The sequence below is a fragment of the Nocardioides ultimimeridianus genome, from assembly GCF_054777895.1.
Map to the genome: position 1 here is coordinate 378,111 of NZ_BAAHAB010000009.1, position 26,566 is coordinate 404,676.

24 protein-coding genes and 1 riboswitch are annotated in these 26,566 nt (G+C 70.3%); of the genes, 12 read left to right on the forward strand and 12 right to left on the reverse strand.

Translation table 11 applies throughout. The annotated features are described in order from the left end of the window. Positions 1-2 precede the first annotated feature (2 nt). The 4 genes from ACYU8V_RS10355 (at position 3) to ACYU8V_RS10370 (ending at position 2,799) form a co-directional block, all read left to right on the forward strand. A complete protein-coding gene (locus ACYU8V_RS10355) occupies positions 3-1,529 on the forward strand; it encodes a sensor histidine kinase (RefSeq protein WP_460847146.1) in 1,527 nt (508 codons plus the stop codon). 32 nt (positions 1,530-1,561) lie between these two features. Beyond that, on the forward strand, positions 1,562-2,215 hold the full coding sequence (locus ACYU8V_RS10360) for a response regulator (protein WP_460847148.1): 654 nt from the start codon (positions 1,562-1,564) through the stop codon (positions 2,213-2,215). Positions 2,216-2,374: 159 nt separating this feature from the next. Next, complete coding sequence (locus ACYU8V_RS10365; protein WP_460847149.1) at positions 2,375-2,554, forward strand: Flp family type IVb pilin; 180 nt, start codon at positions 2,375-2,377, stop codon at positions 2,552-2,554. Positions 2,555-2,595: 41 nt separating this feature from the next. Then, the gene (locus tag ACYU8V_RS10370) at positions 2,596-2,799 is read left to right on the forward strand and encodes a Flp family type IVb pilin (RefSeq protein ID WP_460847151.1); all 204 of its coding nucleotides are present in this window, start codon (positions 2,596-2,598) and stop codon (positions 2,797-2,799) included. Here the strand turns inward: ACYU8V_RS10370 and ACYU8V_RS10375 are convergent. From ACYU8V_RS10375 to ACYU8V_RS10395, 5 genes are all read right to left on the reverse strand, one after another. After that, positions 2,796-4,046, reverse strand: coding sequence for a M48 family metallopeptidase (locus tag ACYU8V_RS10375; protein WP_460847152.1), 1,251 nt, complete (start codon positions 4,044-4,046; stop codon positions 2,796-2,798). The genes ACYU8V_RS10370 and ACYU8V_RS10375 overlap by 4 nt on opposite strands. Before the next feature lie 6 nt (positions 4,047-4,052). Next, entirely contained in the window at positions 4,053-5,261 is a 1,209-nt protein-coding gene (locus tag ACYU8V_RS10380) for a hypothetical protein (RefSeq protein ID WP_460847153.1), read from the reverse strand. A gap of 16 nt (positions 5,262-5,277) precedes the next feature. Next, entirely contained in the window at positions 5,278-6,267 is a 990-nt protein-coding gene (locus ACYU8V_RS10385; protein WP_460847154.1) for a C40 family peptidase, read from the reverse strand. Positions 6,268-6,293: 26 nt separating this feature from the next. Beyond that, positions 6,294-6,448: riboswitch (cyclic di-AMP (ydaO/yuaA leader) on the reverse strand. Between the two features lie 167 nt (positions 6,449-6,615). Continuing rightward, positions 6,616-6,822 carry a hypothetical protein gene (locus ACYU8V_RS10390; RefSeq protein ID WP_460847156.1) on the reverse strand — a complete coding sequence of 69 codons (207 nt, stop codon included), beginning with the start codon at positions 6,820-6,822 and terminating at the stop codon, positions 6,616-6,618. A 28-nt stretch (positions 6,823-6,850) separates the two neighbouring features. After that, the gene (locus ACYU8V_RS10395; protein WP_460847216.1) at positions 6,851-7,729 is read right to left on the reverse strand and encodes a glycosyltransferase family 87 protein; all 879 of its coding nucleotides are present in this window, start codon (positions 7,727-7,729) and stop codon (positions 6,851-6,853) included. 66 nt (positions 7,730-7,795) lie between these two features. Here ACYU8V_RS10395 and ACYU8V_RS10400 point away from each other — a divergent pair, with 66 nt between their 5' ends. The 4 genes from ACYU8V_RS10400 (at position 7,796) to ACYU8V_RS10415 (ending at position 15,071) form a co-directional block, all read left to right on the forward strand. Then, on the forward strand, positions 7,796-9,535 hold the full coding sequence (locus tag ACYU8V_RS10400) for a DEDD exonuclease domain-containing protein (RefSeq protein WP_460847157.1): 1,740 nt from the start codon (positions 7,796-7,798) through the stop codon (positions 9,533-9,535). Positions 9,536-9,544: 9 nt separating this feature from the next. Beyond that, positions 9,545-10,774 carry a glycosyltransferase family 87 protein gene (locus ACYU8V_RS10405; RefSeq protein WP_460847158.1) on the forward strand — a complete coding sequence of 410 codons (1,230 nt, stop codon included), beginning with the start codon at positions 9,545-9,547 and terminating at the stop codon, positions 10,772-10,774. Further along, entirely contained in the window at positions 10,771-11,049 is a 279-nt protein-coding gene (locus ACYU8V_RS10410) for an Lrp/AsnC family transcriptional regulator (protein ID WP_460788660.1), read from the forward strand. The genes ACYU8V_RS10405 and ACYU8V_RS10410 overlap by 4 nt, the downstream gene beginning before the upstream one ends. Positions 11,050-11,219: 170 nt before the next feature. Further along, on the forward strand, positions 11,220-15,071 hold the full coding sequence (locus ACYU8V_RS10415) for a DUF4962 domain-containing protein (RefSeq protein ID WP_460847160.1): 3,852 nt from the start codon (positions 11,220-11,222) through the stop codon (positions 15,069-15,071). A gap of 10 nt (positions 15,072-15,081) precedes the next feature. Here the strand turns inward: ACYU8V_RS10415 and trpD are convergent, their stop codons facing one another. From trpD to ACYU8V_RS10430, 3 genes are read right to left on the reverse strand one after another with little or no spacing between them, the layout of a single operon-like run. Beyond that, positions 15,082-16,137, reverse strand: a complete 1,056-nt coding sequence (gene trpD / locus ACYU8V_RS10420) for an anthranilate phosphoribosyltransferase (protein WP_460847162.1) — start codon at positions 16,135-16,137, stop codon at positions 15,082-15,084. Continuing rightward, positions 16,134-16,544, reverse strand: a complete 411-nt coding sequence (locus ACYU8V_RS10425) for an Rv3143 family two-component system response regulator (RefSeq protein WP_460847163.1) — start codon at positions 16,542-16,544, stop codon at positions 16,134-16,136. The genes trpD and ACYU8V_RS10425 overlap by 4 nt, the downstream gene beginning before the upstream one ends. 10 nt (positions 16,545-16,554) lie before the next feature. Next, the gene (locus ACYU8V_RS10430; protein ID WP_460847165.1) at positions 16,555-17,523 is read right to left on the reverse strand and encodes a cytochrome c oxidase assembly protein; all 969 of its coding nucleotides are present in this window, start codon (positions 17,521-17,523) and stop codon (positions 16,555-16,557) included. Between the two features lie 76 nt (positions 17,524-17,599). Here ACYU8V_RS10430 and ctaE point away from each other — a divergent pair, with 76 nt between their 5' ends. Genes ctaE through qcrB form a run of 4 tightly spaced genes read left to right on the forward strand, consistent with a single transcriptional unit; the run spans position 17,600 to position 21,974 of the window. Continuing rightward, positions 17,600-18,253 (forward strand): aa3-type cytochrome oxidase subunit III, encoded by a 654-nt coding sequence (ctaE, locus tag ACYU8V_RS10435; RefSeq protein WP_460847167.1) that lies wholly within the window; start codon positions 17,600-17,602, stop codon positions 18,251-18,253. Between the two features lie 40 nt (positions 18,254-18,293). Next, entirely contained in the window at positions 18,294-19,175 is an 882-nt protein-coding gene (qcrC, locus tag ACYU8V_RS10440; RefSeq protein WP_460847168.1) for a cytochrome bc1 complex diheme cytochrome c subunit, read from the forward strand. Next, the gene (gene qcrA, locus ACYU8V_RS10445) at positions 19,172-20,275 is read left to right on the forward strand and encodes a cytochrome bc1 complex Rieske iron-sulfur subunit (protein ID WP_460847169.1); all 1,104 of its coding nucleotides are present in this window, start codon (positions 19,172-19,174) and stop codon (positions 20,273-20,275) included. Before qcrC ends, qcrA begins: the two co-directional genes overlap by 4 nt. 4 nt (positions 20,276-20,279) lie before the next feature. Beyond that, the gene (qcrB, locus tag ACYU8V_RS10450) at positions 20,280-21,974 is read left to right on the forward strand and encodes a cytochrome bc1 complex cytochrome b subunit (RefSeq protein ID WP_460847171.1); all 1,695 of its coding nucleotides are present in this window, start codon (positions 20,280-20,282) and stop codon (positions 21,972-21,974) included. A gap of 98 nt (positions 21,975-22,072) precedes the next feature. Here the strand turns inward: qcrB and ACYU8V_RS10455 are convergent, their stop codons facing one another. The 4 genes from ACYU8V_RS10455 to ctaC form a co-directional block, all read right to left on the reverse strand. Further along, a complete protein-coding gene (locus ACYU8V_RS10455; protein ID WP_460847173.1) occupies positions 22,073-23,275 on the reverse strand; it encodes a L,D-transpeptidase in 1,203 nt (400 codons plus the stop codon). Between the two features lie 136 nt (positions 23,276-23,411). Next, positions 23,412-23,864: a cytochrome c oxidase subunit 4 gene (locus ACYU8V_RS10460; protein ID WP_460847174.1), complete on the reverse strand. Its 453-nt coding sequence runs from the start codon at positions 23,862-23,864 to the stop codon at positions 23,412-23,414. After that, positions 23,864-25,573: an aa3-type cytochrome oxidase subunit I gene (ctaD, locus tag ACYU8V_RS10465; protein WP_460847175.1), complete on the reverse strand. Its 1,710-nt coding sequence runs from the start codon at positions 25,571-25,573 to the stop codon at positions 23,864-23,866. The genes ACYU8V_RS10460 and ctaD overlap by 1 nt, the downstream gene beginning before the upstream one ends. Beyond that, on the reverse strand, positions 25,570-26,445 hold the full coding sequence (gene ctaC, locus ACYU8V_RS10470; protein WP_460847176.1) for an aa3-type cytochrome oxidase subunit II: 876 nt from the start codon (positions 26,443-26,445) through the stop codon (positions 25,570-25,572). Before ctaC ends, ctaD begins: the two co-directional genes overlap by 4 nt. Positions 26,446-26,566 lie beyond the last annotated feature (121 nt).

Sequence of the window (26,566 nt, forward strand, 5' to 3'; positions counted from 1 at the left end):
CGATGCCCACCAACCAGGCCTACGGAGTCCTAGCCGCGGCGCGGCTCTTCGCACTCCTGGCCATCGCCGGTCCCGCCCTCTGGTTCCGCGACACGCACGCGATGCTCGTCATGTGCGCGATCGGGCTGCTGTGGGCCTACCAGAGCATCACCGCGATCCGGCGCGACCTGGAGCTGTCGCTGTCACCTGCGGTCGAGGCCGGTGCGATCGGGGTGCTCTGCGCTCTCGGCATGCACTACTCCTCGGCGACGCTGGCCGCGCTGGTCGTCCCCCCGCTGTACGCCACGCTGGCCGTGGGCACCCGCACCATGTACCGGGTCACCGCGATCCAGGCCGTCGCCACGGTGAGCATCGGACTGATGTGGTGGCAGAAGATCTCCTCGGATCTCGGCGTGTCCATCTTCACCTGGTCGATGGCGGGCGTCGGGCTCAGCCTCGTCGCCGGCGTCACCTTCGCCGCGGACCGGATGAGCGCCGATGCACTGCGCCCCTACCGCGACGCCCAGCACCTGATCCGGCAGCTGATCGACCTGTCCAGCAACCTCAGCGCCGGCCTCGACGTGACCGCGCTCGGCGGTGAGCTGCTGAGCACGGTCGGGGACCACCACCCCTGCCGTGTGCTGTACGCCTTCGTCCCCCGCGGCGAGAGCCTCACACCCATCGCGTCCACCATCGAGGACCCGGACGCCGCGATGGAGTGCGAGCAGCTCGCGGTCCAGGCGTGGGCCCGCGACTCACCGGTCCTGGACGGCAACGGGTTCGCCTTCCTCGCCGGCGACTACGCGGTGGTCGCGGGACAGAGCAGCGCGGATCCGGGGACCCTCGAGGAGCTCGACCTGGAGGCCCTGTCCAAGGAGCTGACCCCGAGCGCGGTCCGCCTCGACACCGCGCTGCTCTTCGCGCACTTCCGGGACGCGGCGACCGCGGACGAGCGGCAACGGCTCGCCCGAGAGATGCACGACGGCGTCGCCCAGGACATCGCCTCGTTGGGCTACCTCATCGACGCCATCGCCGGGCGGGCGACCGACGAGACCCAGGCCCAGCAGCTGCAGATGCTGCGCGACCGGGTCACCAAGGTCGTGGCGGAGGTACGCCGCTCGGTGATGAACCTGCGCACCAGCATCGGTGAGAGCGAGAGCCTGGGCGCCGCCATCGGCGCGATCGCCCGGCACCTCTCCGAGGCCTCCGGCATCCCCATCCGGATCCGGCTCGACGAGCAGCCCGCGCGGCTCCGCCCCGAGGTCGAGGCCGAGCTGTTCCGGATCGCCCAGGAGGCGATGAACAACGCCGTCAAGCACGCCCGCGCCAACTCGATCGACGTCATGTGCCAGGTCTACCCACCCCAGGCACGCATCACCATCACCGACGACGGCGTCGGCCTGCAGCAGGGCCGCGACGACTCGCATGGAATGAAGATCATGAGGGAACGGGCGAAACTGATCGGCGCCGACCTCACCGTGCGCGACAATGCCAGCAGAGGGCTCACCGTCTCGGTCGCGTTGCGCTCACCGATCTACGCCGACCACTGAGCGTGACCCCACCCCTCGAGAAGGAGCCTCCCATGAGCGACACGAACATCAAGGTCCTCCTGATCGACGACCACGAGCTGATCCGCAACGGGCTCGGAGCGGTCATCGACCTGGAGCCCGACATGGACGTGGTCGGTACCGCGGCCACCGTCGCCGAGGGCCTGGTGGCCTACGACCGACTGCGTCCCGACGTCGTCGTGACCGATCTGCAGCTGCAGGACGGCACCGGCCTGGACATCGTGCGCACGCTGCGGAAGAAGAGCGACCAGCTCGGCCTGATCGTGCTCACCATGCACTCCGGCGACGAGCAGATCTTCGCGGCGATGCAGGCGGGCGCCTCGGGCTTCGTCGGCAAGGACGCTCCCTCGACCGAGGTCATCAAGGCCGCGCGGCATGCGTCGGTCTCCCCCAAGGCGTTCGTGTGCGCCGGCCTCGTGGGCGCGATGATGCGCAGGGCGTCCGGGGAGTCGACCGCTCTGACCGAGCGTGAGCACGACGTGCTGCTCCTGCTCGCCGAGGGACTCAACGCCGCCCAGATCGGCGCGAAGCTGTACCTCTCGGAGTCGACGACCAAGTCGCACATCGCCCGGATCTACCAGAAGCTCGGTGCCGTGAACCGCGCTCAGGCACTGGTGACGGCGATGCGGATCGGGCTGCTCTCGACCGTGGCACCGGCCGCCCGCTAGCCCCGGGAATTCGGCCTCCGAACGGTAGTCCGTTGGGACTACGACAGAGCGGCCGAACTCCCGATACTGGCGGGACGTCTCCTCAGGCAGAGTTCTCGTCATCGGGGAAGCATCTCCCCGGGGACACCCACAGAACCACCTCAATCAAGGAGACCTCCGATGGTCCAGTACCTGCAGATCCTGCTCAACGCCCGCTTCGCCAAGTCCGAGGAGCGCGGCGCGTCGGCCGTGGAGTACGGCCTGCTGGTCGCCCTCATCGCCGCCGTCATCATCACCGCGGTCACCCTGCTCGGCACCAACCTGAGCGGCCTGTTCAACACGATCGCCGGCCAGGTCTGATCGACCGACCACCCGATCGCGACGTAGGCGGCCGCAGCCCGATGGGCGCGGCCGCCTACGTGCATCTGGGAAGGGACTACGCCATGCACGGCATGCTCTCGGGGACCCGCCTCTCCCAGCGAGGGGCATCGGCGGTCGAGTATGCGCTGATCGCGGCGCTGATCGCCGTGGTCATCATCGGCGGGGTCGCCGCGTTCGGCGGTGCCGTCGCCAATCTGTTCAACCTCTCCTGGCCCGCGCCCTAGCCGAGCTGCCGGGCGATCGCGACCCGCTCCAGCACCGTCGGGTGCGAGCCGAACCACCACTGTGACAACCCCGGTGGCGTGGGATCGGACAGGGAGCGCAGTGCCAGCTCCCGCTGCATCGTGATGAAGGGCTGCGGGGCCCGCGTCACCTCCAGCGCCGTCACGTCGGCGCGGGTCTCGATCTTGCGGCTGATGGCGTTCTGGATCGGCAGCGCCAGGAACGTCCCGGCCGCCACCATCGCCAGGATCAGCGGTACGCCGGCGGGCGAGCCCACCGCGGCCCACCCCCGCCGCTCCAGCGCCAGCGCCAGCGCGCCCAGCAGGCCCACCGCGAACAGCGCCCCGGCCGCGCCGAGCGCCGTGCCGGTGCCGACGTCGTCGTGCTTCGCGTGGCCCAGCTCGTGCGCCACGATCGACAGGATCTGATCGCGCGGCAGGGAGTCGACCACGGTGTCGTAGAGGACGACCCGCCGCGTGGACCCGAACCCCGACACGTAGGCGTTCAGCTCGGTCGTGCGGCGCGAGGCGTCCGAGACCAGCACGTCGTCGACGTGCACGCCCTCCTCGTCGGCCAGCCGCAGGATCGAGGTGCGCAGGGCCCCGTCCGGCAGCGGGTGGAACTGGTTGAACATCGGCTCGATGAGCACCGGGTAGACGAACGAGCCGACGACGACCAGAGCCGCGAGCCCTCCCCCGGCGATCGCCGGCCAGGTCCGCGTCCAGCGGCGCGCGCAGCCGAGCACGAAGAGCGCGCCCAGCGAGGTCGTCACGATCGTGACCCCGGCCGACTTCACCAGGTCGGCGGCCCAGGCGCTCCACGCGTCGGTCGCCAGGCCGTGGGCGAGGTAGAGACGCTGCAGCCCGATCGCCGACGGCAGCGCGGCCAGCTGGCCCAGCACCGTGACGGCCGCGACCAGGCCGACGGCCTGCAGCCACCATGGACCCCGCCAGCGCGCGGCCCACTCCCGGGCGCGCGTGCTGAAGCCGAGCCAGAGCGTGACGACCAGCGTGATCGCGAGGCCGGACCAGCTCCAGACCCGCGCCCACAGCGCGAAGCTCTCGGCGCGGTCGATCTGTGCGGACGTGAAGACCGAGCCCGCGGCAACCGGCGGCGGCGTACCTCCGGGGACCGGGTGCCAGGGCACCAGCCACCCCGCGAGCAGCACGAACAGGGCTCCGCCGACCATCGCCGTCGCCACCGCGACCCGGGTCGTCCCTCCGGTCTGCCGGGGCCGCTTCCTCGCCACGAGGCCCTAGCGTGCCACGGCGGCCACAGCGGTCAGCTTGGACCGCCACGCCGCCGTCAGCGACGCCACGGTGAGCCCGGTGTCGCGCGGCAGCGCGGTGGCGAGCGGAGCGCCGACGAGCACGTCGCGATAGAGCCGGACGAGGGCCGCCTGACCGGCGCGCTCGGAGATCGTGACGCACACGAGCCACGCCGCCTCGTAGGTCGGGCCGAGGTTGCTGTCCGCCGTCCCGAAGTCGGCGTCGGTGGGCAGCTGCCGCGGGGCACCCCGGCGGCGTACCTGCTTCGAGATGCCGGCCGCCGTCCTGGACAGCGGGAGGCTCACGTCGCCGAGCGCCACGTAGTCGGCGAAGCCCTCGACGAGCCACAGCGGGGCGCTGCTGGACAACGGGGCGTTCGTCACGGCGTGCACGCTCTCGTGGGTCACCACGACCTGAGCGGCCACGGGGCCCATCCGCCGGTAGACCACCGGGTTGACGAACACGTGGACCGGCGCGCCCGGGAGCCGGTTGCCGTCCACCGGCGCCGTCACGGCGGCGATGTCGTCGTACGTCGGAGGCTGCACCCCCAGCGCCCGCTGCATCCCGGCTACCGTGGCCGGCGCCTCGAGCACCACCGTGTGCCGGCCGCCGAGCACCTGCCGGTCGCGTCGCAGGCCCACCTCGGCCGCGGCGCGCAGCGCGTCGGCCTCCTTCGCGGGGGCGGTGGCGATCACCAGGACGTCGGCGGACCGCCGGACGATGACCGGCCCGCTCAGCCACAGCGGCGTGGCGTCCCGCCCGCCGCCGATCCGGCTGATCGTCCGGCCACCGTCGGCGAAGGAGAACTCGACGTCGCGCTGGGCAACGCCCCTGTCGAAGCCCTTGACCCGCCACGACACCTGCACCGTGGCGCCCCAGGCCCCCTGGAACGACCCGCCCCCGTTCTCGGTGAGGTAGGTGAGGGTGAGGTTGTCGAGACCGATCCGGCGCACGTTGCCCGCGACGGCGGCGAGCAGGCGCTGTGCGGCGGGATCGGAGCCGAGACGCCGCGCGGCGGCGGCGTCACCACGGCGTACGACGGCCTGCAGCTCCTGCAGCGTGGTGGTGGCGGCTCCGGGGTCGATGGTCGCGACCGCGGTCGGCGTCGGGACGACGTAGGTCCCGCTGCCCCCGCAGCCGGCGAGCAGGCCGGAAAGCGCGAGGAGCGCTGCCGTCAGGACGACGGCAGCGCTCACACGTGACGGCTGTGGCTCATCCAGGGCGGACGGCACCGACGTACGGCATGGCGTGCAGGCTGGTCACCTTGACACCCACGCTGGGGTTCTCCGCGTTCACGATCAGGCCGTTGCCGATGTACATGCCGACGTGGCTGATCGGGCTGTAGTAGAAGACGAGGTCGCCGGGCTGCAGGTCGCTCTCGGCGATGTGCGGACCCATGGAGTACTGCGCGGACGAGGAGTGCGGCAGGCTCACGCCGGCCTGGGCCCACGCCATCATGGTGAGGCCCGAGCAGTCGAACGCGCTCGGCCCCGCGGCACCCCAGACGTAGGCCTTGCCGACCTGCGCCATGGCGTAGTGCACGGCGGCGGCGGCACGGCCGCTGACCGAGATGTCGCCGGGACGGACGTCGGCCCCCCGCGACAGGATGGCCTCGCGCTCCTTGGCCTCGAGGCCGTCGAGGATCGACTTGGCCGAGGCGTACTGGCTGTCCGCGGTCTTCTTGTCCTGGGCGAGCTCGACCTTGAGCGCGGCGATCTTGGTGATCCGCTGCTGGGTCTGGGCCCGGCGGATCTCGAAGGCGCTGGCCTGCGCGCCGTAGTCGGCGAGGCGGTTGTCCTGGAGGTCGTTGACCGTCGACAGGGTGGACACGTCGCCGAGGAACTGATCGGGGTTCGACTCCAGCAGACCGCCGGCGCCGCCGAGGGCGTCGCTCTGGTACTGCGAGATCACGGCGTCGCGCACGTCGGAGCGCACGCCCTGCAGCTTCGCCCCCTCGCGGGCCTCGGACACCTTGAGCGACTTCAGCTCGCCCTGGAGGGACTTGAGCTGGATCCGGGCGCTGTTGTAGTCCTCGGCGGCCTGCTCGGCCTGGTGCATCAAGGTGTTGACGCGCTCGCGGACCTTGGTGATCTTCTGGTCGGCGCTGGCCGGGCTCTGCGAGGCGGTCAGCGCGACGCTGACGGTGCCGGTGAGAGCCAGGGCGGCGAGGCTGGCGGTGATGCGGTTGCGGCCGTTCAGCATGTGCTGTCGGGTCCCCTCTGGTGTCGTACGCCTACCGGGTGAGCTGACGGATTCGGGCACGACTCGCCCTACCCGCACTCCTCGCTCCGACCCGCCCGATCGCGTCGTCGCGCCTTGTACGGGATTCACCCCAGAGTTGGTGGTTCCCCGGCTCCGGACCGCACGCGGTCCAGACTCAGCGCGGTGCCCGCGCGGACCTCTTTGGCCCACTTCCACGGACACCTGGGTCATGAGGGTAGTACCGGTTCGCGAGGCCCGCCAAAACTCCGGGAGCGTGTTGGGGAGAACCTGGTGAGGCGCACCTCACACCCGCCCCAGGGGCTCCTCGGGTCACCGCAGTCGCACCGGTCACGCCGACTCCACGGTCGGCGCCGACACCGGGGTCACCAGGCGCAGCGGCGGCACCAGGCCCCCGCCGGCGAGCACGTCGAGGGCGCGCATCTCGTCGTCGTCGAAGGTCAGCTCGGGAGGGGGACCCAGCAGCACGGTCACCACGCAGTCGTGGCAGGCGAGCCCCCGCACCACGCAGGTGTCACAGTCGATCCTGGTCGTCATGGGACGAGAGTGACAGGGGGTGCCGACACTATCGGGCCGCGACGACCTCGGCCCGGGCCTCGGCGCGACGCTGGTCGCGGGCGAGGCGCACCATCGGCGGGATCATCGCCAGGATCTGGCCGGCCGAGTAGCCGAAGACCGGGACCGTGACGATCAGGGCCAGGGGCAGCGGCCACCGGAGGTTCCGCCGGGCCAGGACCGCCGTGGCGATGCACGCGAGGGTCAGCCGGATCCCGACGTCGAGCCGCTGGTCCTTCAGGTGCCAGGCCCCCCGCGGGAGGGTGTCGCCGGAGTGCGAGGTCAGGTAGTGGAGCCAGTCCGACCACAGGCCCGGATCGATCAGGTAGGAGATGCCGACCAGGACCAGGGTCGCCAGTGCCATGCGGACGACGGCGGCCCACTCGCCCCGCACCAGGAACCACACCGCCCCGACGCTCGTCGGGGTGATCTTGGTCAGGGCGGGGAACGCCCACAGCTCGGGTCGCGCGAACCCGAACACGAGGACCAGGCCGAGGAAGGCGTTGATGTTGCCGAGGGCGAGCTCGGGTATGCACGCCAGCAGGACCGGCACCCGCCAGCGCCAGGCGAGGTCGCTGGTCATCCACCAGAAGATCCCCAGCTCGACGACGGACCATCCGACCGCGAAGACGACGAACGGGAGATGCGTGAACGGCCGGACCACCTGGAGGAACACCGGCGAGTACTCGAAGGCGTCGAGGTGACCGGGGGCGGCCAGCTGGTACGGCGTCGCCGATCGGCCCGCCAGCCAGTAGGCGTGCGTGTCGGCGCCCATCCAGTGACGGTCGACGAAGGACTGGACGACCGTCGCCGCGAAGAAGGCCGCGAGCACCCACAGCACCATGAAGCCCGACGTCCGCGCGAGCCTGCGCCAGTCCTCCCCGGTCATCGTCACGCCGCACACGCTAGCCGCGCCTCCGGATCACTGTCGGCGATTCGCCGTACCGTCACAGTCATGACCGCCGCCGCTGACCTCCTGCGTGTGGGCGAGCAGCTCAGCTTCGACCAGATGGGCCGCCCGCTGCACGGCGTGACGTTCTGCGTGGTCGACCTCGAGACCACCGGCGGGTCGTACGCCGACGGCGACCGGATCACCGAGATCGGCGCCGTGCTGGTGCGCGGCGGCGAGGTGCTCGGCGAGTTCCAGACGCTGGTCAACCCGCACACGGCGATCCCGGCGTTCATCGCGGTCCTGACCGGCATCACCAACCGGATGGTCGCCGACGCGCCACCGATCACCTCGGCGCTGCCCGCCTTCCTCGAGTTCGCCCGCGGGGCGGTGCTCGTCGCCCACAACGCCCGCTTCGACGTCGGGTTCCTCAAGCACTTCTCGGCCGAGCAGGGTCTGGCCTGGCCCGACTTCGAGGTCCTCGACACGGTGAAGCTGGCCCGGCACGTCGTGCCCCGCGACGAGACGCCCGACCACAAGCTCTCCTCGCTCGCGCGCGTCTTCCGCGCCGGCACCACCCCCAACCACCGCGCCCTCGCCGACGCCCGGGCGACCGTCGACGTGCTGCACGGCTGCATGGAGCGACTCGGCTCGCTCGGGGTGCACACCCTCGAGGAGCTCCAGGGCTACTCCTCCAAGGTCGTCTCCGCGCAGCGCCGCAAGCGGCACCTGGCCGACCACCTTCCCCATGCCCCGGGGGTCTACCTGTTCCGCGACGAGCGCGGGCGGGTGCTCTACGTCGGCACCTCCAAGGACCTCCGCAAGCGCGTCCGCAGCTACTTCACGGCCTCCGAGACCCGGTCGCGGATGGGCGAGATGGTCGGGCTGGCAGCGACCGTGCAGGGCATCGAGTGCGCCACGCCGCTCGAGGCGGAGGTCCGCGAGCTGCGGCTGATCGCCGAGCACAAGCCGAGCTACAACCGCCGGTCGCGCTTCCCCGAGAAGGTCACCTTCCTCAAGCTCACCCGCGAGGTCTGGCCGCGGCTCTCGATCGTCAAGCAGGTCCTCGACGACGACGCCGACTACCTCGGCCCGTTCTCCTCCCGCGCGTCGGCGGAGAGCTGCCTGGTCGCGCTGCACGAGGTCTTCCCCATCCGCCAGTGCACCGATCGGTTCGGCCGCGAGCCGAAGCGGTCGTCCTGCGTCCTGGCGGAGATGGCCCGTTGCCTCGCGCCGTGCGACGGCAGCGTCGACCTGATGACGTACGCCGCCGTGGTCCGCCAGCTGCGCGACGCCGTCCTCGAGGCGCCCGACGACGTCGTCGAGCTGATCAACGCGAAGATGGCCGCGCTCGCCGACGAGGAGCGCTTCGAGGAGGCCAAGGTGCACCGCGACCGCCTCGCCTCGTTCGTGCGTGCCGCGGCCCGCACCCAGCGACTCACGTCGCTGACCCGCTGCCCCGAGGTCATCGCCACGCGGCGCGACGAGCAGGGCCGCTGGGCGGTGCACGTGGTCCGCTACGGCCGGCTCGCCGCGGCCGGCGTCATCCCGCCGCTGGCCGACGCCCCGGCGTACGTCGACGGGTTGCGGGCCTCGGCCGACACCGTCCTCACCGCCGCCGGACCGATCCCCGCCGCCTCGGCCGAGGAGTCCGAGCGGATCCTCCGCTGGCTGGAGCAGCCCGGGATCCGGCTGATCGAGGTCGACGGCGAGTGGACCTGTCCGCTGGCCGGCGCGGGTCGGCACGTGGAGAGGTTCGGCGACGTGGTCCGGTCGGACGCCCGGAGCCTCCCGACCCGGCACTAGGTTGGGCCCATGTCGAGTCCGCCTGCCGGTGTGTTCACTCGACAGCGACTGATCATCTACCCGTCGGTGGTGCTGGCCCTCTCCCTCGTCGTCTGGCTGGCCTCGATCGCCCTGGGCCACCCTCCGGCGGTCGCGGGCGGTGGCCCGGTGCTTCCCGACTTCCTCGCCTACTGGACCGGCGGTCATGTCGTCGCCACAGGGCAGTCCGGGCACCTCTACGACCCCGCGGTCCAGAGCTCGGTGCAGCAGGCGGCGGTGCCGACCATGCACACGTTCGCGTGGTTCGTCGCACCGCCGTTCGTCGCCTATGCGTACGCCGTGCTGGGCACCCTCCCCTACGGCGTCGCGTGCGTGATCGTCGTGGCGCTCAGCATCGGCGCGCTGGTCCTGTCCGCTCGCCTCATGCTGCCCCTGCTCAGGGCGAACCCGACCCTGCCCCGGCGCCTGCTCCTGCTCGGCGCGGCGGCGGCACCGCCGGTCTTCGAGTCGATCGGATCCGGTCAGAACAGCCCGTTCGTCCTCCTCCTGTGGGTGGTGGCCCTCCGATCGCTCCTGGTGGGAAGGGATGCGACCGCCGGCGGGCTCCTCGCGCTCGCCGCGTTCAAGCCGCACCTCCTCCTCTTCGTCCCCGTCCTGCTCGTGCTGCGCCGCCGCTGGTGGGCGCTCGCGGGCTTCTCGGCGGTCCTCGCGGCACTCGGTGCCTCCTGCCTGGCGGCAGGAGCGACCACGACCGCCTGGCTGCGGACGCTGGGCGGACACTCCTTCGGCGAGGCGGTCGAGAAGGCCCAGTCCTGGAAGATGGAGTCGCTCAGCTCCTTCGCCACGACCGTGACGGGGGTGGCCCGCCTCGATGTCCTCCTCCTCGCGATCGGGGTCGCCGCCCTGGTCGTCTGGACCCGGCGCACCGAGCAGGATCCGTTCTCCGACATCGCCGTCCTGGCAGCCGTCACCGTCACGTTCGCGCCCCACGTGATGCTGTACGACGCCGTGCTGCTCCTCATCCCGGTCTTCTGGATCGCTGCGGCGGGCCGCCTCCACGAGCTCCGGTGGGTCCTCCTGACGATCGGGCTGCTGCAGTTCCTGACCGCCCCGCGCTACCTGGCCGGTCGGGGGGTGGAGGCGCTGCACTGGCTCGCGTGGCCGTGGCCCGCGATCCCGATCGCCGCCCTGACCCTGCTGATGATCCGAGGACGAGGGGCCTTCCCAGATCCGGCGGCACCTCTAGGGTTGGCACCGTGATCACTGCCATCGTCTTCGTGCAAGCCGAGACCGCCCGGATCCCCGAGGTCGCGGAGGCCATCGCGGCCCTCGACGGCGTGAGCGAGGTGTATTCCGTGACGGGCCAGATCGACCTGATCGCCCTGGTGCGGGTCCGCCGACACGAGGACATCGCGGACGTGGTCTCCGACCAGCTCAACAAGGTGCCCGGTGTGGTCGACACCGAGACCCACATCGCCTACCGCGCCTACTCGCGCCACGATCTCGAGTCCGCCTTCGCCATCGGCGTCGACTGAGCCCACCGGGTGTCCCACCTAGTCCGTCGGGACTAGCCAAGCCGGGACCAACGTCGGATTCGCCCCGCAATTCGGGCACCTAGGGTCGTTGCCGGGGGCAACATCTGCCCTGGGAGCAGTCGGGTGTCGGCGGGGAGCGTGTGGTGTTTTTCGGGCGAGTGGTGCGTCTGGTGTGCGTTGCGGCGATCGGGGCGAGCCTCGCCGTGGCGAGCGTGGGCGACGCCCACGCCTCCGTGCTGGCAGCGCCGGGAGGGCTGACGGCCACCGGGTCCAACCCGCCGGTGCTCTCGTGGTCACCCGTGCCCGGTGCCGTGCGCTACGAGGTGCAGGCCGACACCGAGGACGGCTTCTCCACGCCCCCGGTCAAGCAGACCACGGTCGCGACGACGTACGTGCCGACCGCTCTGCTCTCGGCGGGTGACTACTTCTGGCACGTCCGCGCGATCGACGCCGACAACATCGACTCGGACTGGGCCAGTGGCACGAACTTCACGATCAGCCCGGTCGGCGCGCCCACCGGGCTCTCCCCCGACGGCGGCGCGACCCCTTCGGATGCGACGCTGCAGCAGCCCGGCCAGCCGGTGACGCTGAGCTGGCAGCCCGTCGCCGGCGCGAAGTCGTACACGATCGAGGTCGCGCACGACCAGGGCTTCGCCGGCTCGAAGACGTACTCGACGCAGGCGCCGAGCCTCGTGGTGCCCGACGCGCTGCAGCCGCAGGACTACTACTGGCACGTCAAGGCGCTGCTCGACACCGGCATCGAGTCGGCCTTCTCGACGAGCGCGTCGTTCGTGGTGGGGAGCCTCGCGTCTCCCGACAACCTCCGGGTGATCGGCGATGACGGCGCCACGATCGCCGACCCGCAGGACGTCCAGGACGTGATCCTCGCCTGGGACCCCGTGGCGGGCGCGAAGACCTACGACCTGCAGGTCTCCACCGACGACACCTTCCCCGCCTCCAGCCTGGTGGACACCAAGACGGGCCTGCTCTCGAGCCGCTACTCGCCGACCACGACCTACCCCAACAGCGCCTACTTCTGGCGCGTCCGCGCCGTCGACCTGAGCGGCAACCCCACGGGCTGGACCACCACCAGCTTCGTGCGGAAGTGGCTCACGGCGCCCACCGTTGTCGAGCCGGCCCCGTCCGCCGACCCCGCGAACGTCTCCGATCCCCTCGTCCTGCAGTGGACCCCGGTCCGCCACGCGAGCCACTACGAGATCGAGATGGGACCGGACCGCAACTTCTCGCCGGGGACCTACAACTCCTGCCGGGTGGCCGGTACGACGTACACGCCGAGCCAGTTCACGATCAACGTCAGCAGCGCCCAGACGTCGATCCCGGCCGACGACAGGTGCACACCCGTGCCCGGCAACGTCACCTACTGGCAGGTGCGTCCGCTCGACCGCCCGTACTCGAGCGTGAACAACGACGGCGTCGCCGGCCAGTGGTCGGACCTGCAGTCCCTCGTCTACGACCCCGACCTGCAGCGCCTCACGGGCGTGACGCCGGCCGACGGCGCCAGCATCGACGTACCGACGCTCGCCTGGTCCCCTGCCCGTGGTGCCGAGACCTACGCGATCACGGTGAAGAAGGGCACGGCGATCGTCGCGACGGCGACCACGCACAGCACGTCGTACGTCGTGCAGCCCAGCGCTCCTCTCACCGCGGGGACCTACACCTGGTCGATCACGGCCAAGGACGCCGCCGGCCGGGTGGTGTCGATGACCGAGACCAGGTCCTTCGACCTGTCCGGCACGATCCCCGCGGGCTCGGGCGCACCGCTGACGGCCCAGACCGGGACCGCGGCCGACCCCGCGTCGGCGCACGCCCCGCTGCTCAGCTGGACCCCTCTGTCCGTCGGCGGCGCACAGGTGACCTACCAGATCGACGCCAAGGCCCACGGCGCCACCGGGTGGATCGCGCCGTCGTCCACACCGGCCGGCAACATCATCGAGAAGTCCCTGGTGTACCCGGCCGTGACCGACCCGAGCACGTTGTTCTCGGCGCCCGGCACCTACGACTGGGTGGTGTCGGCGTGGGCCAACGGCGAGCTGCAGGCCACCAGCGCGATCAACACCTTCCAGATCTCCTCGCTGTCGGTGCCCGGTGCCACCCAGCGGATCGCCCTGACCGGGGCGGACGTCGACGCCGGCCACACCTGCGCGGCGCCCGTCACCGCATCGCTCCCCGCGTGCGCCACCGTGCCGTCCACGCCGGTGGTCGACTGGGACCCGGTCCCCGGAGCCTCCTTCTACATCGTCTACGTCGCCAAGGACGCAGGCTTCACCAACCTCGTGGAGACCGCGACCGCGATGCCGGCCACGGCCAGCACCCGGTGGGCCCCGACCTTCGCCCAGGCGAAGTCCGCCCTTCCCGACAGCAAGGTTGGCGAGTCGTACTTCGTGCACATCCGTGCCTGCGCCTCGGTGTCGTCCTGCGGCCTCGACCCGGTCTCGACCACGGGCAACGCGACGATGCAGTTCCGGAAGAGCTCGCCGGCCGTCGTCCTGCAGACCCCTGCCGACGGCACCACCGTGAACTCGCCGGTCGTCTCCCTGGACTGGCAGGACTACCGGGACACGAACGCTGCCACGAGCTGGAGCGGGGTCGCCGGCGCTGCCGCGCCCGACCAGTCGGCGATGCAGTACCGGGTCCAGGTGGCCACCGACTCCAGCTTCGGCACGCCGCTGGAGACCGCGGTCGTCGACCAGAGCACCTACACCTCGCCGTCCCGGCTGTATCCCCAGGGCAAGTACTACTGGAGGGTCCAGGCCATCGACGTCGAGAGCAACGACCTGACCTGGTCGCCGACCTACAGCTTCACCAAGTCGACGACCGCACCCCAGCTCCTCGCGCCCCTCGACGGCACCACCGTCGGCGAGACGCCGGCCCTGTCCTGGCAGCCGCAGGCGTTCGCGGCGGGCTACCGCGTCGAGATCTACCGCAACGGGGACACCGCGCTCTCCAGCGGCAACCTGGTGACCGCCGCGAACCTGACCGTCAAGCAGACGTCGTACGTGTACGACAAGCCGCTGCCGCCGGGCGGCTCGCCGTACCTGTGGCGGGTCCGCACCGTGGACCAGAGCGGCAACACCGGACCGTGGACGAGCGTCACCAACCCGGGCACCAGCTTCACGGTGGCCGGCGCGACGCCGACCCTGACCTCGCCCGCCGCGGGTGCGACCGTCCCCGCGAACCAGCTGGTCCTGCGCTGGTCGCCGGTGCCCGGTGCGGTCAGCTACCAGGTCGAGGTGCAGAAGGCCGCCGGCTCGACGGCCATCGACACCGCGGCGACCCGTGCGACGGCGTACGCCCCCTCCCCCACGCAGCAGCTCGCCGCCGGCTCCGACAACTGGCGGGTCATCGCCAAGGACAGCAACAACAACGAGCTCGGTCACTCGGCCTGGCGCGGTGTCGTCGTCACGGCGAGCAACCCGCCGCTGCAGGCGAGCGTCGCACCGTCGATCAGCGGCAACCCGGTCGTCGGCGCCACGCTCACGGCCAACCCCGGCACCTGGCTGGCGAACTCGCCCCGCTTCACCTACCAGTGGCTGCGCAACGGCCAGCCGATCTCCGGTGCGGTCGGCTCGGTCCACCAGGTGGCCTACGCCGACGCCGTCACGAGCATCAGCGTGCGCGTCACCGCGAGCAAGACGGGCTGGGCCGACGGGACGGCCAGCAGCGCCCCGCTGAGCATCCGCAAGGCACCGACCACCACGTCGCTGACGGCGAGCCCGACCCGGCTGCGCCAGGGAACGCGCGCGACCGCGTTCGTGAACGTCTCGGTGCCCGGCTCCCCGACCTCGGCGACCGGCTCCATCAGGATCTACGACCGGCTCGGGACGGGTACGCCGCGGCTGATCAGGACCGTGACGCTCGGCGCGTCCGCCCACGGCCACCTGAACGTGTCCGTGACGATCAAGGGCGTCGGCACCCACCGCCTGCGGGCGACCTACGTGGGCTCGACCCGCAACGCCGCGTCGAGCTCGCCCTGGGTCAAGGTCGTCGCGACCCGCACCTGAGCCGGAGCGGTCAGGCCGAGGCGGCGGCGACCCAGCGGTCGAGCGTCGCCGCGGCCGCACCGGAGTCGATCGCGTCCGCAGCACGGGCCATCCCGGCGCGCAGCGCGTCGAGGGGCGGCTCGCCGGGAGCGTCGTACACCGCCAGCGCGGCTCCCGCGTTGAGGAGTACGGCGTCCCGCACGGCTCCGGTCTCCCCCGCGAGCAGCGCGCGCACCACCGAGGCGTTGTACGCCGCGTCGCCGCCCCGCAGGTCCTCGGCGGTCACCAGCGGCAGGCCGAGCTCGGCCGGATCGACGGTGAACGAGCTGACCGCGCCGTCATGCGCGGCCCATACCTGCGAGGTCGTCGTCGTGGTCAGCTCGTCGAGCCCGTCGTCGCCACGGAAGACCCACGCGTCGACGCCGCGCCGGGCGAACACGCCGGCCATGATCGGGGCCTTGCCGACGAAGGCGCAGCCGATGGCCTGCGCACCCGGCTGAACCGGGTTCGCGAGCGGGCCGAGCAGGTTGAAGAGCGTCCCGATGCCCAGCTCGCGCCGCGGGACCGCCGCGTGCCGCAGGGCCGGGTGGAAGGCGGCCGCGAAGCAGAACGTGATGCCGGCCTCCTCGGCGAGGGCTGCGACCCGGTCGACCGGCAGGTCGAGCCGGACGCCGAGCTCCTCGAGGACGTCGGCCGTGCCAGCCTTGGAGGAGGCGGAGCGGTTGCCGTGCTTGACCACGCGCGCGCCCGCCCCTGCCGCCACGATCGCGGACATCGTCGAGACGTTGACCGAGAACGACCGGTCGCCGCCGGTGCCGACGACGTCGAGGGTCCGGCCGGGCACGCTGATCGGCGTCGCCACCTCGTACATGGCGGCCACGAGGCCGGTCAGCTCGTCGCTGGTCTCCCCCTTGGCCCGCATCGCGACCGCGAAGCCCGCGATCTGCACGGGCGTGGCGTCGCCGGACAGGATCTCGCCCATCGCCCAGCGCGCCTGCGGGAGCGTCAGGTCGTGCCCGGACACGAGCGCGTCGAGGACCTCCGGCCACGAGGTGTCGACCTCGGCCGGGGACGGGGCCGCGGTCACGACGCGGTCGCGGGAACGCGATCGCGCAGCAGCGCGGTCACGACCTCGGCGAGGTGCAGCGGGTCGATCGGGTGCGGCACCGCGGCGTCGGCGCGCGACCAGGTGGCGAGCCATGCGTCCTGCGGCCGGCCGGTCAGCACCAGCAGCGGCGGGCAGTCGCGCAGCTCGTCCTTGAGCTGCTTGGCGATGCCCATGCCTCCCGCTGGCACGGCCTCGCCGTCGAGGACCGCCAGCGCGATGTGGCCGGCGTCCATGTTCTGGATGACGACCGGCTCGGTCGCCACCTCGACGTACTCCAGCTCGGGCAGGTCGGGGTGCGGACGGCGTCCCAGCGCCAGGATGACCTGCTCGCGGGTGTGCACGTCATCGCTGTAGACGAGCACCTTCAGCGGCTTGGGGCTGCTCACGCGGCGCAGCCTACTCGGTCCGCTCCCGGGCGGCCTGCTGCTGCAGCGCCGCGTTCATGGCGAGCCGTGCCTTCTCCTGCGCCTCGAGCCGGTCCAGGCGGTCCAGGCGGCGGTCCTCCCGCTTGGCCTCCTTCATCGACGACTGCACCCACTGCACGAACAGCACGACGAAGAGGACCAGCCCGACGAGGTCTCCCGAGCCCCACAGCAGCCCGCCGGCCAGATGCTGGTCCGACATCGGGGCGGGCAGCCACGGGTCGATCCGGTGCAGGTCGGGGTACCAGGAGCCGCCGAGCAGCTTGTCCTGGCTCATGATCGTGATCCCCAGGAACGCGTGGAACGGCAGCGTGAGCACGGCCAGCAGCACCCGGAACGGGTGGTCCACACGTCCCGGGATCGGGTCGACGCCGACGAGCGGCCAGAAGAACAGGCTGCCGACGAGTACCAGGTGGACGTGCATCAGCTCGTGCACGTAGGCGCTGTGCAGGGAGGCGGAGTACCAGCCGGAGAAGTACAGCGCCCACGGCGAGAGCACGTAGAGCAGGAACGCGAGCGGCGGGAAGGACAGCACCCTCACCACCGGCGAGTGGACCACGGCCAGCAGCCAGCCCCGCGGCCTCGCGGGCAGCGTCCGCAGGGCGAGCGTGACCGGCGCGCCCAGCGCCAGCGCGAGCGGCACCACCATCGCGAGCACCATGTGCTGGGCCATGTGCACGCTGAGCAGGGTCAGGTCGTACGTCGCGAAGCCCGAGCAGGTCGCCACGTAGAACGCCAGCCAGCCCACGGCCCAGGCGATGCTCCGGCCGACCGGCCAGGCGTCCCCGCGCCGTCGCAGCGTCATCACGCCGACGGCGTACAGGCCCACCGCCCAGACCGTCAGGACGGTCGCCAAGGGGTCCATCGACCACAGGCTGACCGACGTGTGCCAGGACAGCGGGGGAAGCGGCTCGATGGTGGCCGGGAGCAGGACGCTCGACACCCGTTGAGCGTAGGACCCGAATCAAGTACGCCGTTTCCAGGGGGTCGGGATGCCAAGGTGCTCGGGTCAGGCAATAATGACGCCCGTGGCGACTTCTGCATCGGCAACCCTTCCTGCCTCGCGCCTGCATGGCCAGCACGACCGACCCAGCATGGTCGCCGTCGGAACGATCATCTGGCTGTCCAGCGAGCTGATGTTCTTCGCGGCCCTGTTCGCGTCGTACTTCACGATCCGAGCGGTCTCCGGCGACATGTGGGCGGAGAACACCTCCCACCTCGCGGTGCCGTTTGCGTCGGTCAACACCACGATCCTGGTGCTGTCCTCGCTGACCTGCCAGATGGGCGTCTTCGCGGCCGAGCGCGGGCAGGTCTCGCGCCAGGGCTCGATCTTCGACGTCATGAAGTGGGGCCTGCGCGAGTGGTTCATCCTCACCTACATCATGGGTGCGGCCTTCATCGGCGGTCAGGCCAAGGAGTACGCCGCGCTGATCCACGAGGGCATCACCATCCCGCACGACGGCTACGGGACGATGTTCTACCTGACCACGGGCTTCCACGGGCTGCACGTCACGGGAGGTCTGATCGCGTTCCTCTTCGTGCTCGGTCGCACCTACGTCGCCAAGCGGTTCACGCACGAGCAGGCGGTCAGCGCCATCGTCGTGTCCTACTACTGGCACTTCGTCGACGTGGTGTGGATCGGGCTGTTCGCGACGATCTACCTCGTCAAGTGACCCCTGAACTGACCAGCTCCCACCGGACCAAGGACTGAATGTGCGCCTCCTGAACCGCTCCGCCGGTCGCCTGTCGCGGTACCGTCGCGGCCCGATCGCCGGCATCGTGGTGCTGCTGCTCGGCCTCCTCCTCACCGGAGGCCTGTACGCCGCCTTCTCGCCGGCCCAGGCCAGCTCCGACTCGGCGGCCGTCAAGCAGGCACAGGTCGAGAAGGGCCGTCAGCTCTTCCTCGTCAGCTGCGCCTTCTGCCACGGGCAGAACGGCGAGGGCGTGCTGACCCAGGGCGGCAGCCAGTACGGCCCGGCCCTGACCGACGTCGGCGGCGCGGCCGTCGACTTCCAGGTCGGCACCGGCCGCATGCCGATGGCCCAGCCCGGCGTCCAGGCCGTCCGCAAGGAGCCGGTCTTCAGCGACACCGAGATCGCCGACCTCGCGGCGTACGTCGAGTCGCTCGGCACCGGCCCGGCCGTGCCCGACGCGGACATGTACTCCACCGAGGGCATGTCGCAGAGCCAGGTCGACGAGCTCGTCCAGCGCGGCGGCCAGATCTTCCTGGCCAACTGCACCGCGTGCCACAACTTCGAGGGTTCCGGCGGCGCCATGCCGCGCGGCGGCTTCGCGCCCCGGATCCGCGGCGTCGACTCCAAGTACATCTACGAGGCGATGCTGACCGGTCCGCAGTCGATGGACACCTTCTCCGACGGCAACATCCCGCCCGAGGACAAGAAGGCCGTCATCGCCTACCTCAACAACCTCAACGAGACCCCGAGCTACAGCGGCCTGACCCTCGGCGGTCTGGGCCCGGTGAGCGAAGGCCTCATCGCATGGGTGGTCGGCCTCGGCTTCCTGGTCGGCTTCGCCGTCTGGATCGCGGCCCACACCACGCGGACGACCAAGAAGAAGGACGGTGCTTCGGCGTGACCGACCACACCCCTCCCGTCGACGGCCACGGAGGCGAGCTGGTCCCCGCGGGGCCGATCGCGGACCCGGGCCTGCCTGAGCACGTCTGGCGTCCCACCGACGTCGACCCGCATGCCGAGAAGCGTGCCGAGCGCCAGGTGGCGGGGCTGTTCGGCCTGTCCGCCGTGTGCACGATCCTGTTCGTCGTCTCCTACTTCGTCTTCCACGTGGGCGACCACTGGACGGTGTGGATGGGCCACGGCGTCTCGACCATCGCGCTCGGCCTGACCCTCGGCCTGGCCCTGCTGTTCATCGGCATCGGCATCATCCAGTGGGCCCGCAAGCTCATGGGTGACCACGAGATCAGCGAGCTGCGCCACCCGGCCCGCTCCGACGACGAGTCCCGCGAGGGCACGCTCGCCGCGCTGGCCCAGGGCCTGGAGGAGGCCGGCATCGCCCGCCGTCCCCTGATCCGCAACTCGCTGCTCGGCGCGGTCGGCCTGGTCGGCGTACCGGCCATCCTGGTGCTGCGCGACCTCGGCCCGCTGCCGGGCGACAAGCTGTACCACACGATCTGGGGCATGGGTACGCCGGACAAGCCGATGCGCATCGTCCGCGACGCCATCTGGACCCCGATCCTGGCCTCCGACCTGGAGATCGGCGACCTGGTCAACTGCCAGCCCGACGCCTACAAGAACCCGGAGCGCTACGGCATCGACCCCGCGCTCGTCGAGGGCACCGAGCTGCAGGTCCAGAAGTCCAAGGCCTCCCTGATCCTGCTCCGCATGGACCCGGCCGACATCAAGCCGGGCAAGGACTCGCAGGGCAACTCGACCGCGAACTGGAGCTACCAGGGCATCGTCGCCTACTCCAAGATCTGCACCCACGTCGGCTGCCCGATCTCGCTGAACGAGCGGACGACCCACCACCTGCTGTGCCCGTGCCACCAGTCGACCTTCGACCTGTCCAACTCGGGCAAGGTCGTCTTCGGCCCGGCCGGGCGCCCCCTCCCCCAGCTGCCGATCACGGTCGACAGCGACGGATACCTCGTGGCACAGCGTGACTTCGACGAACCGGTCGGACCTAGCTTCTGGGAGCGTGATTACTATCAGCACGTCTGAGACCGTGGCTAAGACCAACGGTACGAAGCCCGCGACGGTCACCGGCGGCGGCAAGACCGCCGGCGTGGTCGCGAACTGGGCCGACGAGCGGCTGGGCCTGGCCAGCCTGGCGAAGAAGAACCTGCGCAAGGTCTTCCCGGATCACTGGTCCTTCATGCTCGGCGAGATCGCGCTGTGGAGCTTCGTCGTACTGCTCCTCACCGGCGTCTTCCTGACCCTGTGGTTCGACCCGAGCATGTCCGAGGTGACCTACAACGGGTCGTACGCGCCGCTGCGCGGCGTCGAGGTCTCCTCGGCGTACGCCTCGGCGATGAACATCTCCTTCGACGTCCGCGGCGGTCTCCTGCTCCGGCAGATGCACCACTGGGCGGCGATGATCTTCATCGCCTCGATGATGATCCACCTGATGCGGGTCTACTTCACCGGCGCGTTCCGCAAGCCGCGTGAGGTCAACTGGGTCATCGGCTGCCTGCTGCTGCTCCTGGGCACCCTGGAGGGCTTCACCGGCTACTCGCTGCCCGACGACCTGCTCTCCGGCACCGGCGTCCGCGCGGCCGACGGCTTCATGAAGGCCTCGCCGATCGTCGGCACCTACCTGTCGTTCTTCCTCTTCGGCGGCGAGTTCCCGGGCAACGCGATCATCCCGCGGCTCTACTCGATCCACATCCTGCTGATCCCGGGCATCCTGCTGGGCCTGATCGCCGCCCACATGATGCTGCTCGTCTACCACAAGCACACGCAGTGGGCCGGCCCCGGACGCACCGAGGAGAACGTCGTCGGCTACCCGATGCTCCCCGTGTACGCCGCCAAGGCCGGTGGCTTCTTCTTCATCGTGTTCGGCACCATCGCCCTGCTGGGCGGCCTGTTCTCGCTGAACCCGGTCTGGAAGTTCGGCCCCTACGACCCGTCCAAGGTCACCGCGGGCTCGCAGCCCGACTGGTACATGGGCTGGCCCGACGGCCTGCTGCGCATCATGCCCGCCTGGGAGACGCACCTGCTGGGGCACACGATCTCCTGGAACATCATGGTTCCGATCCTGATCGCTCCCCCGACGTTGCTGGTCGTGCTGATCCTGCTCCCGTTCATCGAGAACTGGGTGTCGGGTGACAAGCGCGAGCACCACCTGCTGCAGCGTCCGCGGAACGCTCCGACCCGGACCGCGCTCATGGTCTCGCTGATGACCTTCTACGGCCTGGCCTGGACCGCGGGCGGCAACGACATCATCGCGATCAAGTTCCACCTGAGCATCAACGAGATCACCTACTTCCTGCGGGGAGCGGTGTTCATCGGGCCGGCGATCGCCTTCATCATCACCCGCCGGTGGTGCATCTCGCTGCAGCGTCACGACCACGAGAAGCTGCTGCACGGCTACGAGTCGGGCGTCCTGGTCCGCACCGCAGCCGGTGGGTACGCCGAGAAGCACCTGCCGCTCGGCGAGGCCAAGGCGTTCGCGCTCACCGCGCGGACGACCGACACCTACCTCGACGAGGAGCAGCTGGCTGCCGAGGAGGCCGCCTACATGGGCAAGTTCCCGAAGCTGCGGGCGCGTCTCCAGCGGCTGTACTTCGCGGACAACATCCCGAACGTGACCCCGGAGGAGCTGCACGAGGCGCAGCACCACGCCGAGCACGAGCTCCACGAGCTCGAGGAGCAGATCGCGATCGGCCCCAACCGGCACGGTCCGACCGTCGGTCACTGATCGCCTGAACCACGAAGGCCCGCTCCCCCACGGGGAGCGGGCCTTCGTGCGTGTCGTGCCTATCGGCCGAGCGCGTCTCCGGCGATCGCCGGCCGCGCCTAGAGGGCTGAGTCGGCCTTGTACTGCTTGAACGGGATGTTCCAGTCGCCGTACCCGTTGGTGGGCTCCATGGGCCGGGAGGTGCCGGTGTACTCGACGACGTCGCCACGGCGGCTCATGGCGAACAGCCACGCGGCGTTCTCCGTGCTCATGCCGGTGCAGCCGTGCGAGACGTTCGAGTGGCCCTGGTAGGCGACCGACCATGGCGCGGCGTGGATGAACTCCCCGGAGTAGGTGAGCCGCATGGCCCACCGGACGCCCTTGATGTTGTACGCGTCGGCTCCGGTGATGCCGACGGTCTCGGAGTTCATGTCCTTGGAGGAGAACTTCTCGATGATGACCTTGGTGCCCGAACGGGTCGTGTACGCCGGCTGCTGGCCGGTCGTGATCGGGATCGTCCGCAGCAGCTTGCCGTTGGAGAACACCCGCATCCGGTCGGTCTTGGTGTCGACCTTGTAGATGTGCGCCGCACCGACGTCGAAGCTGATGCTCTTGTCGAGCTGGCCGTAGATGCCGTCGCCCGCGTCGACCCCGTTGACGTCGGCGGAGACCGACACGTGGGTGCCCGCCTTCCAGTAGCTCTTCGGGCGCCAGCGCACCTCGTTGCTGCTCAGCCAGTGCCAGCTGCCCGGCTGGGCCGGCGAGGACGTGACGTGGAGGTTCTCCTCGATCGCCCGACGGTTCTTGACCGGTACGTCGAAGGTGACGATGACCGGCATGCCGATGCCGACCGTCTCGCCCTGCAGCGGCGCGATCGAGGGGTAGGTCTGCTGCGCCAGCGTGAGCGCCTGCGTGGTGAAGCGGGTGGTCTTCGTGACCGGCTGCCCCGCCTCGTCGGTGCCCGTCGAGGTCAGCGTGTACGCGGTCGCGGGCTCGAGCCGATCCCCCGCGGTCCAGGAGCTGCCGTCCTTCGCCAGCTCGCCGGTGACCTTGCCCTTGGCGGACGTGAGCCGGACCGACGACAGCGTGGCGTGCTCGGCCGTGACGGCCACCAGCGTCGACACGGGGACGTGACGGGCGCCCTTATGGACGTTCACCGACACGACGGCGGTGCTGTCCGCCGCGGCCGCGGTCGTGCCACTGGAGGCCGCTCCGGGCCCTCCGGCGGCCTTCTCCCCTGCTCCGCAGCCGGCGAGCACCAGCGCGGCCGCGCCGATCACGGCGACGGTCTGCAGGCGGGGGAAATCCAGAGTCTTGCGCACCGGATGAGGATAACGGGGGGCACCTACAGAACCCGAAAGGTCGCGGAAGCCACTCGAAAAACGGCGGAGCCGCCCCGAGGGGCGGCTCCGCGGTGAGGCCGGCAGCGTGGCGGGAGCCACGCTCGGCCCATGGGGGTCAGTGGGCGTGCTCTCCGCGGTAGTACTCGAAGACCATCCCGCTCAGCGCGAGGGCCCCGAGCACGAACCCGATGATGAGCAGCCAGTAGGCCAGCATCGCGACGGCGACGACGATCACGCCGAGCGCCAGGCCGCACCACATCGGCCACCAGGAGTACGGCGGGAAGAAGCCGAGCTCGCCGGCGCCCTCCGCGATCTCGCCGTCCTTGCGGTCCTCCGGGCGGGCGTCCATGCGCTTGGCGTGGAAGCCCAGGTAGAGGGTGATCATCGAGCACAGCAGCGTGGTCATGATCAGCGCCGAGGTGCCGGTCCAGTCACCGCAGTGGTAGCTGCCGCTGGCGTCGGCGACGTGGCCGCAGTGCGTCCCGGCGTCCGTGACCAGCCAGTAGGCGGGCGTCACCAGGACGAGGAAGACCGTGGTGAGACCGAAGATCCAGCTCTCGATCTTCATCAGGCGTGACCGTCCTTCTTGATCGTGTCGCCGGTGGTGTCGACGAGCTCGGTCAGGTCGTCGTCCATCTCGATGGCGGCGATCTCCGGGTGGTGCAGGTCGAAGGCCGGGGACTCCGACCGGATCCGCGGGAGGCTGTCGAAGTTGTGGCGCGGCGGCGGGCAGCTCGTCGCCCACTCCAGCGACCGTCCCCAGCCCCACGGGTCGTCGGTGTTGACCATCGGCGCCCGCTTGTTGGTGATGTAGACGTTGTAGAAGAACGGGATGAACGAGGTCGCCAGGATGAACGAGCCCAGCGTCGAGATCTCGTTGAGCGTCGTGAACCCGTCACGCGGCAGGTAGTCGGCGTACCGCCGCGGCATGCCCTCGATGCCCAGCCAGTGCTGGACGAGGAAGGTGGTGTGGAAGCCGATGAACAGCAGCCAGAAGTGGATCTTGCCGAGCCGCTCGTCGAGCATCTTGCCGGTGAGCTTGGGCCACCAGAAGTAGTAGCCCGCGAACATCGCGAACACCACGGTGCCGAAGACCACGTAGTGGAAGTGGGCGACCACGAAGTAGGAGTCGGACACGTGGAAGTCCAGCGGCGGGCTGGCCAGGATGACGCCGGTCAGACCACCGAAGAGGAAGGTCGTCAGGAAGCCCATCGCCCACAGCATCGGGGTGTCGAACCTGATCGACCCGCCCCACATGGTGCCGATCCAGTTGAAGAACTTCACGCCTGTCGGGACCGCGATGAGGAACGTCATGCCGGAGAAGAACGGCAGGTTCACGGCACCGGTCACGAACATGTGGTGCGCCCAGACCGCGACCGAGAGGATCGCGATGCCGAGCGTGGCGGCCACGAGGCCGACGTACCCGAAGATCGGCTTGCGGCTGAAGACCGGCAGCACCTCGGAGATGATGCCGAAGAACGGCAGCGCGATGATGTACACCTCGGGGTGCCCGAAGAACCAGAACAGGTGCTGCCACAGGATGGCGCCACCGTGCGAGGTGTCGAAGACGTGCGCGCCGATCTGACGGTCGGCCTCGAGCGAGAGCAGCGCACCGGCCAGGATCGGGAAGGCGATGAGGACCAAGATCGCGGTGATCAGCACGGTCCACACGAAGATCGGCATCCGGAACATGGTCATGCCGGGGGCACGCATGCAGATGATGGTCGTGATGAAGTTGACCGCGCCGAGGATCGTGCCCAGACCGGCCATCCACAGACCCATGATCCACAGGTCACCGCCGGCGCCGGGGCTGTTCACCGAGTCGGACAGCGGCGTGTAGGCGAACCACCCGAACGACGCCGCCCCCTGCGGGGTGAAGAAGCCGGCTCCGGCGATCAGGCCGCCGAGCAGGTACAGCCAGTAGCTGAACATGTTCAGGCGCGGGAACGCCACGTCGGGCGCGCCGATCTGCAGCGGCATGACCGCGTTGCCGAAGCCGAAGAACAGCGGCGTCGCGAACAGCAGCAGCATGATCGTGCCGTGCATCGTGAAGAGCTGGTTGTACAGCTCCTCGTTGACGATCTGCTGGCCCGGGTAGGCGAGCTCGGCACGCATGATCAGCGCCATGATGCCGGCCGCGATGAACCAGAACATCGCGGTGACGAAGTACAGGTTGCCGATCAGCTTGTGGTCGGTCGTGGTGAGTGCGCGGACGAGCAGCAGACCCAGGGGCTTGCGCTGCGTCGTCTCGGCGGAGCGAGCGGCGGTGGCAGTCACTCGGAGCCCTCCTCGAGGTCGTTGCCGTTCAGGTACGGCGTGCTCGCGTACGACCCGCCCAGCACCGGCTGGTCGGAGGTGTGCGCAGGGTTGTTGGCCAGGGCGGCCATGTCCTTCTGGTACTGCTCCCAGCTCACGACGTGGACGTTGAACAGCATCCGCGAGTGGTAGGTGCCGCACAGCTCGTAGCACTTGCCGGCGTACGTGCCCTCGGTGATCGGGGTGATCTGGTACTGGTTGTGCTCACCCGGGACCACGTCCATCCGCATGCCGAAGGCGGGAATGCCGAAGTCGTGGATGACGTCGGGGCTGTAGAGCTTGAACAGGACCGTCTTGTTGACGGGGATCTCCAGGGTCGGGATGTCCTCACCGGTGCCGGAGACGAAGACGTTCTTGCCGTTCGGGGCGGTCTGGTTGAACGTCCACTCCCACTTCTGGCCGACCACGTTGACGGTGACGTCGGGGTGGGGGCTGACCTCGAGCGCGAAGTTCTGGACGCGCACGGTGTGGGCGAAGAACGCGACGACCATGATGATCGGGAAGATCGTGTAGAAGATCTCGATCGGCAGGTTGTAGCGGGTCTGGACGGGGACCTCGTCGTCGCTGCGACGACGGAACCACCACGCCGATCCGAGGATCAGCGCCCAGGTGACCACGCCGGTCGCCAGCGCGGCGATCCAGGCGCCCTGCCACAGGGCGAGGATGTGCTGCCCGGTGGTGCTGGCCTGGACCGGCATGCCGAAGCGTTCCCACTGGTTGTCGGTCGCGCAGCCGCTCAGGCTCAGGGCCAGGACGACGAAGCCGGCGAGCAGGACCGGTCGGCGAAGCCGCCGACGGGGCACCCGCGTGCGCTCGGGGAGCTTGAAGCCCACGAACGAGCCTTCCTCTCGAGGGTCAGAACATCCGAAGAGTATCGGAATCTGCGGGCCCGGTGCCCGGAGGGTCGGGTTTGGATTCGGGGCGCGTCGCGGCGCCGCCGGGATGTCCTAATCT

Excerpts from the sequence above, each read along its gene's own strand:
- ACYU8V_RS10355 (WP_460847146.1), top strand. The coding sequence starts at position 3 with ATGCCCACCAACCAGGCCTACGGAGTCCTAGCCGCGGCGCGGCTCTTC.
- ACYU8V_RS10370 (WP_460847151.1), top strand. The coding sequence starts at position 2,596 with ATGGGCGCGGCCGCCTACGTGCATCTGGGAAGGGACTACGCCATGCAC.
- ACYU8V_RS10360 (WP_460847148.1), top strand. The coding sequence starts at position 1,562 with ATGAGCGACACGAACATCAAGGTCCTCCTGATCGACGACCACGAGCTG.
- ACYU8V_RS10400 (WP_460847157.1), top strand. The coding sequence starts at position 7,796 with ATGACCGCCGCCGCTGACCTCCTGCGTGTGGGCGAGCAGCTCAGCTTC.
- ctaE (WP_460847167.1), top strand. The coding sequence starts at position 17,600 with ATGACGCCCGTGGCGACTTCTGCATCGGCAACCCTTCCTGCCTCGCGC.
- ACYU8V_RS10390 (WP_460847156.1), bottom strand. The coding sequence starts at position 6,822 with ATGACGACCAGGATCGACTGTGACACCTGCGTGGTGCGGGGGCTCGCC.
- ACYU8V_RS10385 (WP_460847154.1), bottom strand. The coding sequence starts at position 6,267 with ATGCTGAACGGCCGCAACCGCATCACCGCCAGCCTCGCCGCCCTGGCT.
- ACYU8V_RS10365 (WP_460847149.1), top strand. The coding sequence starts at position 2,375 with ATGGTCCAGTACCTGCAGATCCTGCTCAACGCCCGCTTCGCCAAGTCC.
- ACYU8V_RS10460 (WP_460847174.1), bottom strand. The coding sequence starts at position 23,864 with ATGAAGATCGAGAGCTGGATCTTCGGTCTCACCACGGTCTTCCTCGTC.
- ACYU8V_RS10395 (WP_460847216.1), bottom strand. The coding sequence starts at position 7,729 with ATGACCGGGGAGGACTGGCGCAGGCTCGCGCGGACGTCGGGCTTCATG.
- ACYU8V_RS10405 (WP_460847158.1), top strand. The coding sequence starts at position 9,545 with ATGTCGAGTCCGCCTGCCGGTGTGTTCACTCGACAGCGACTGATCATC.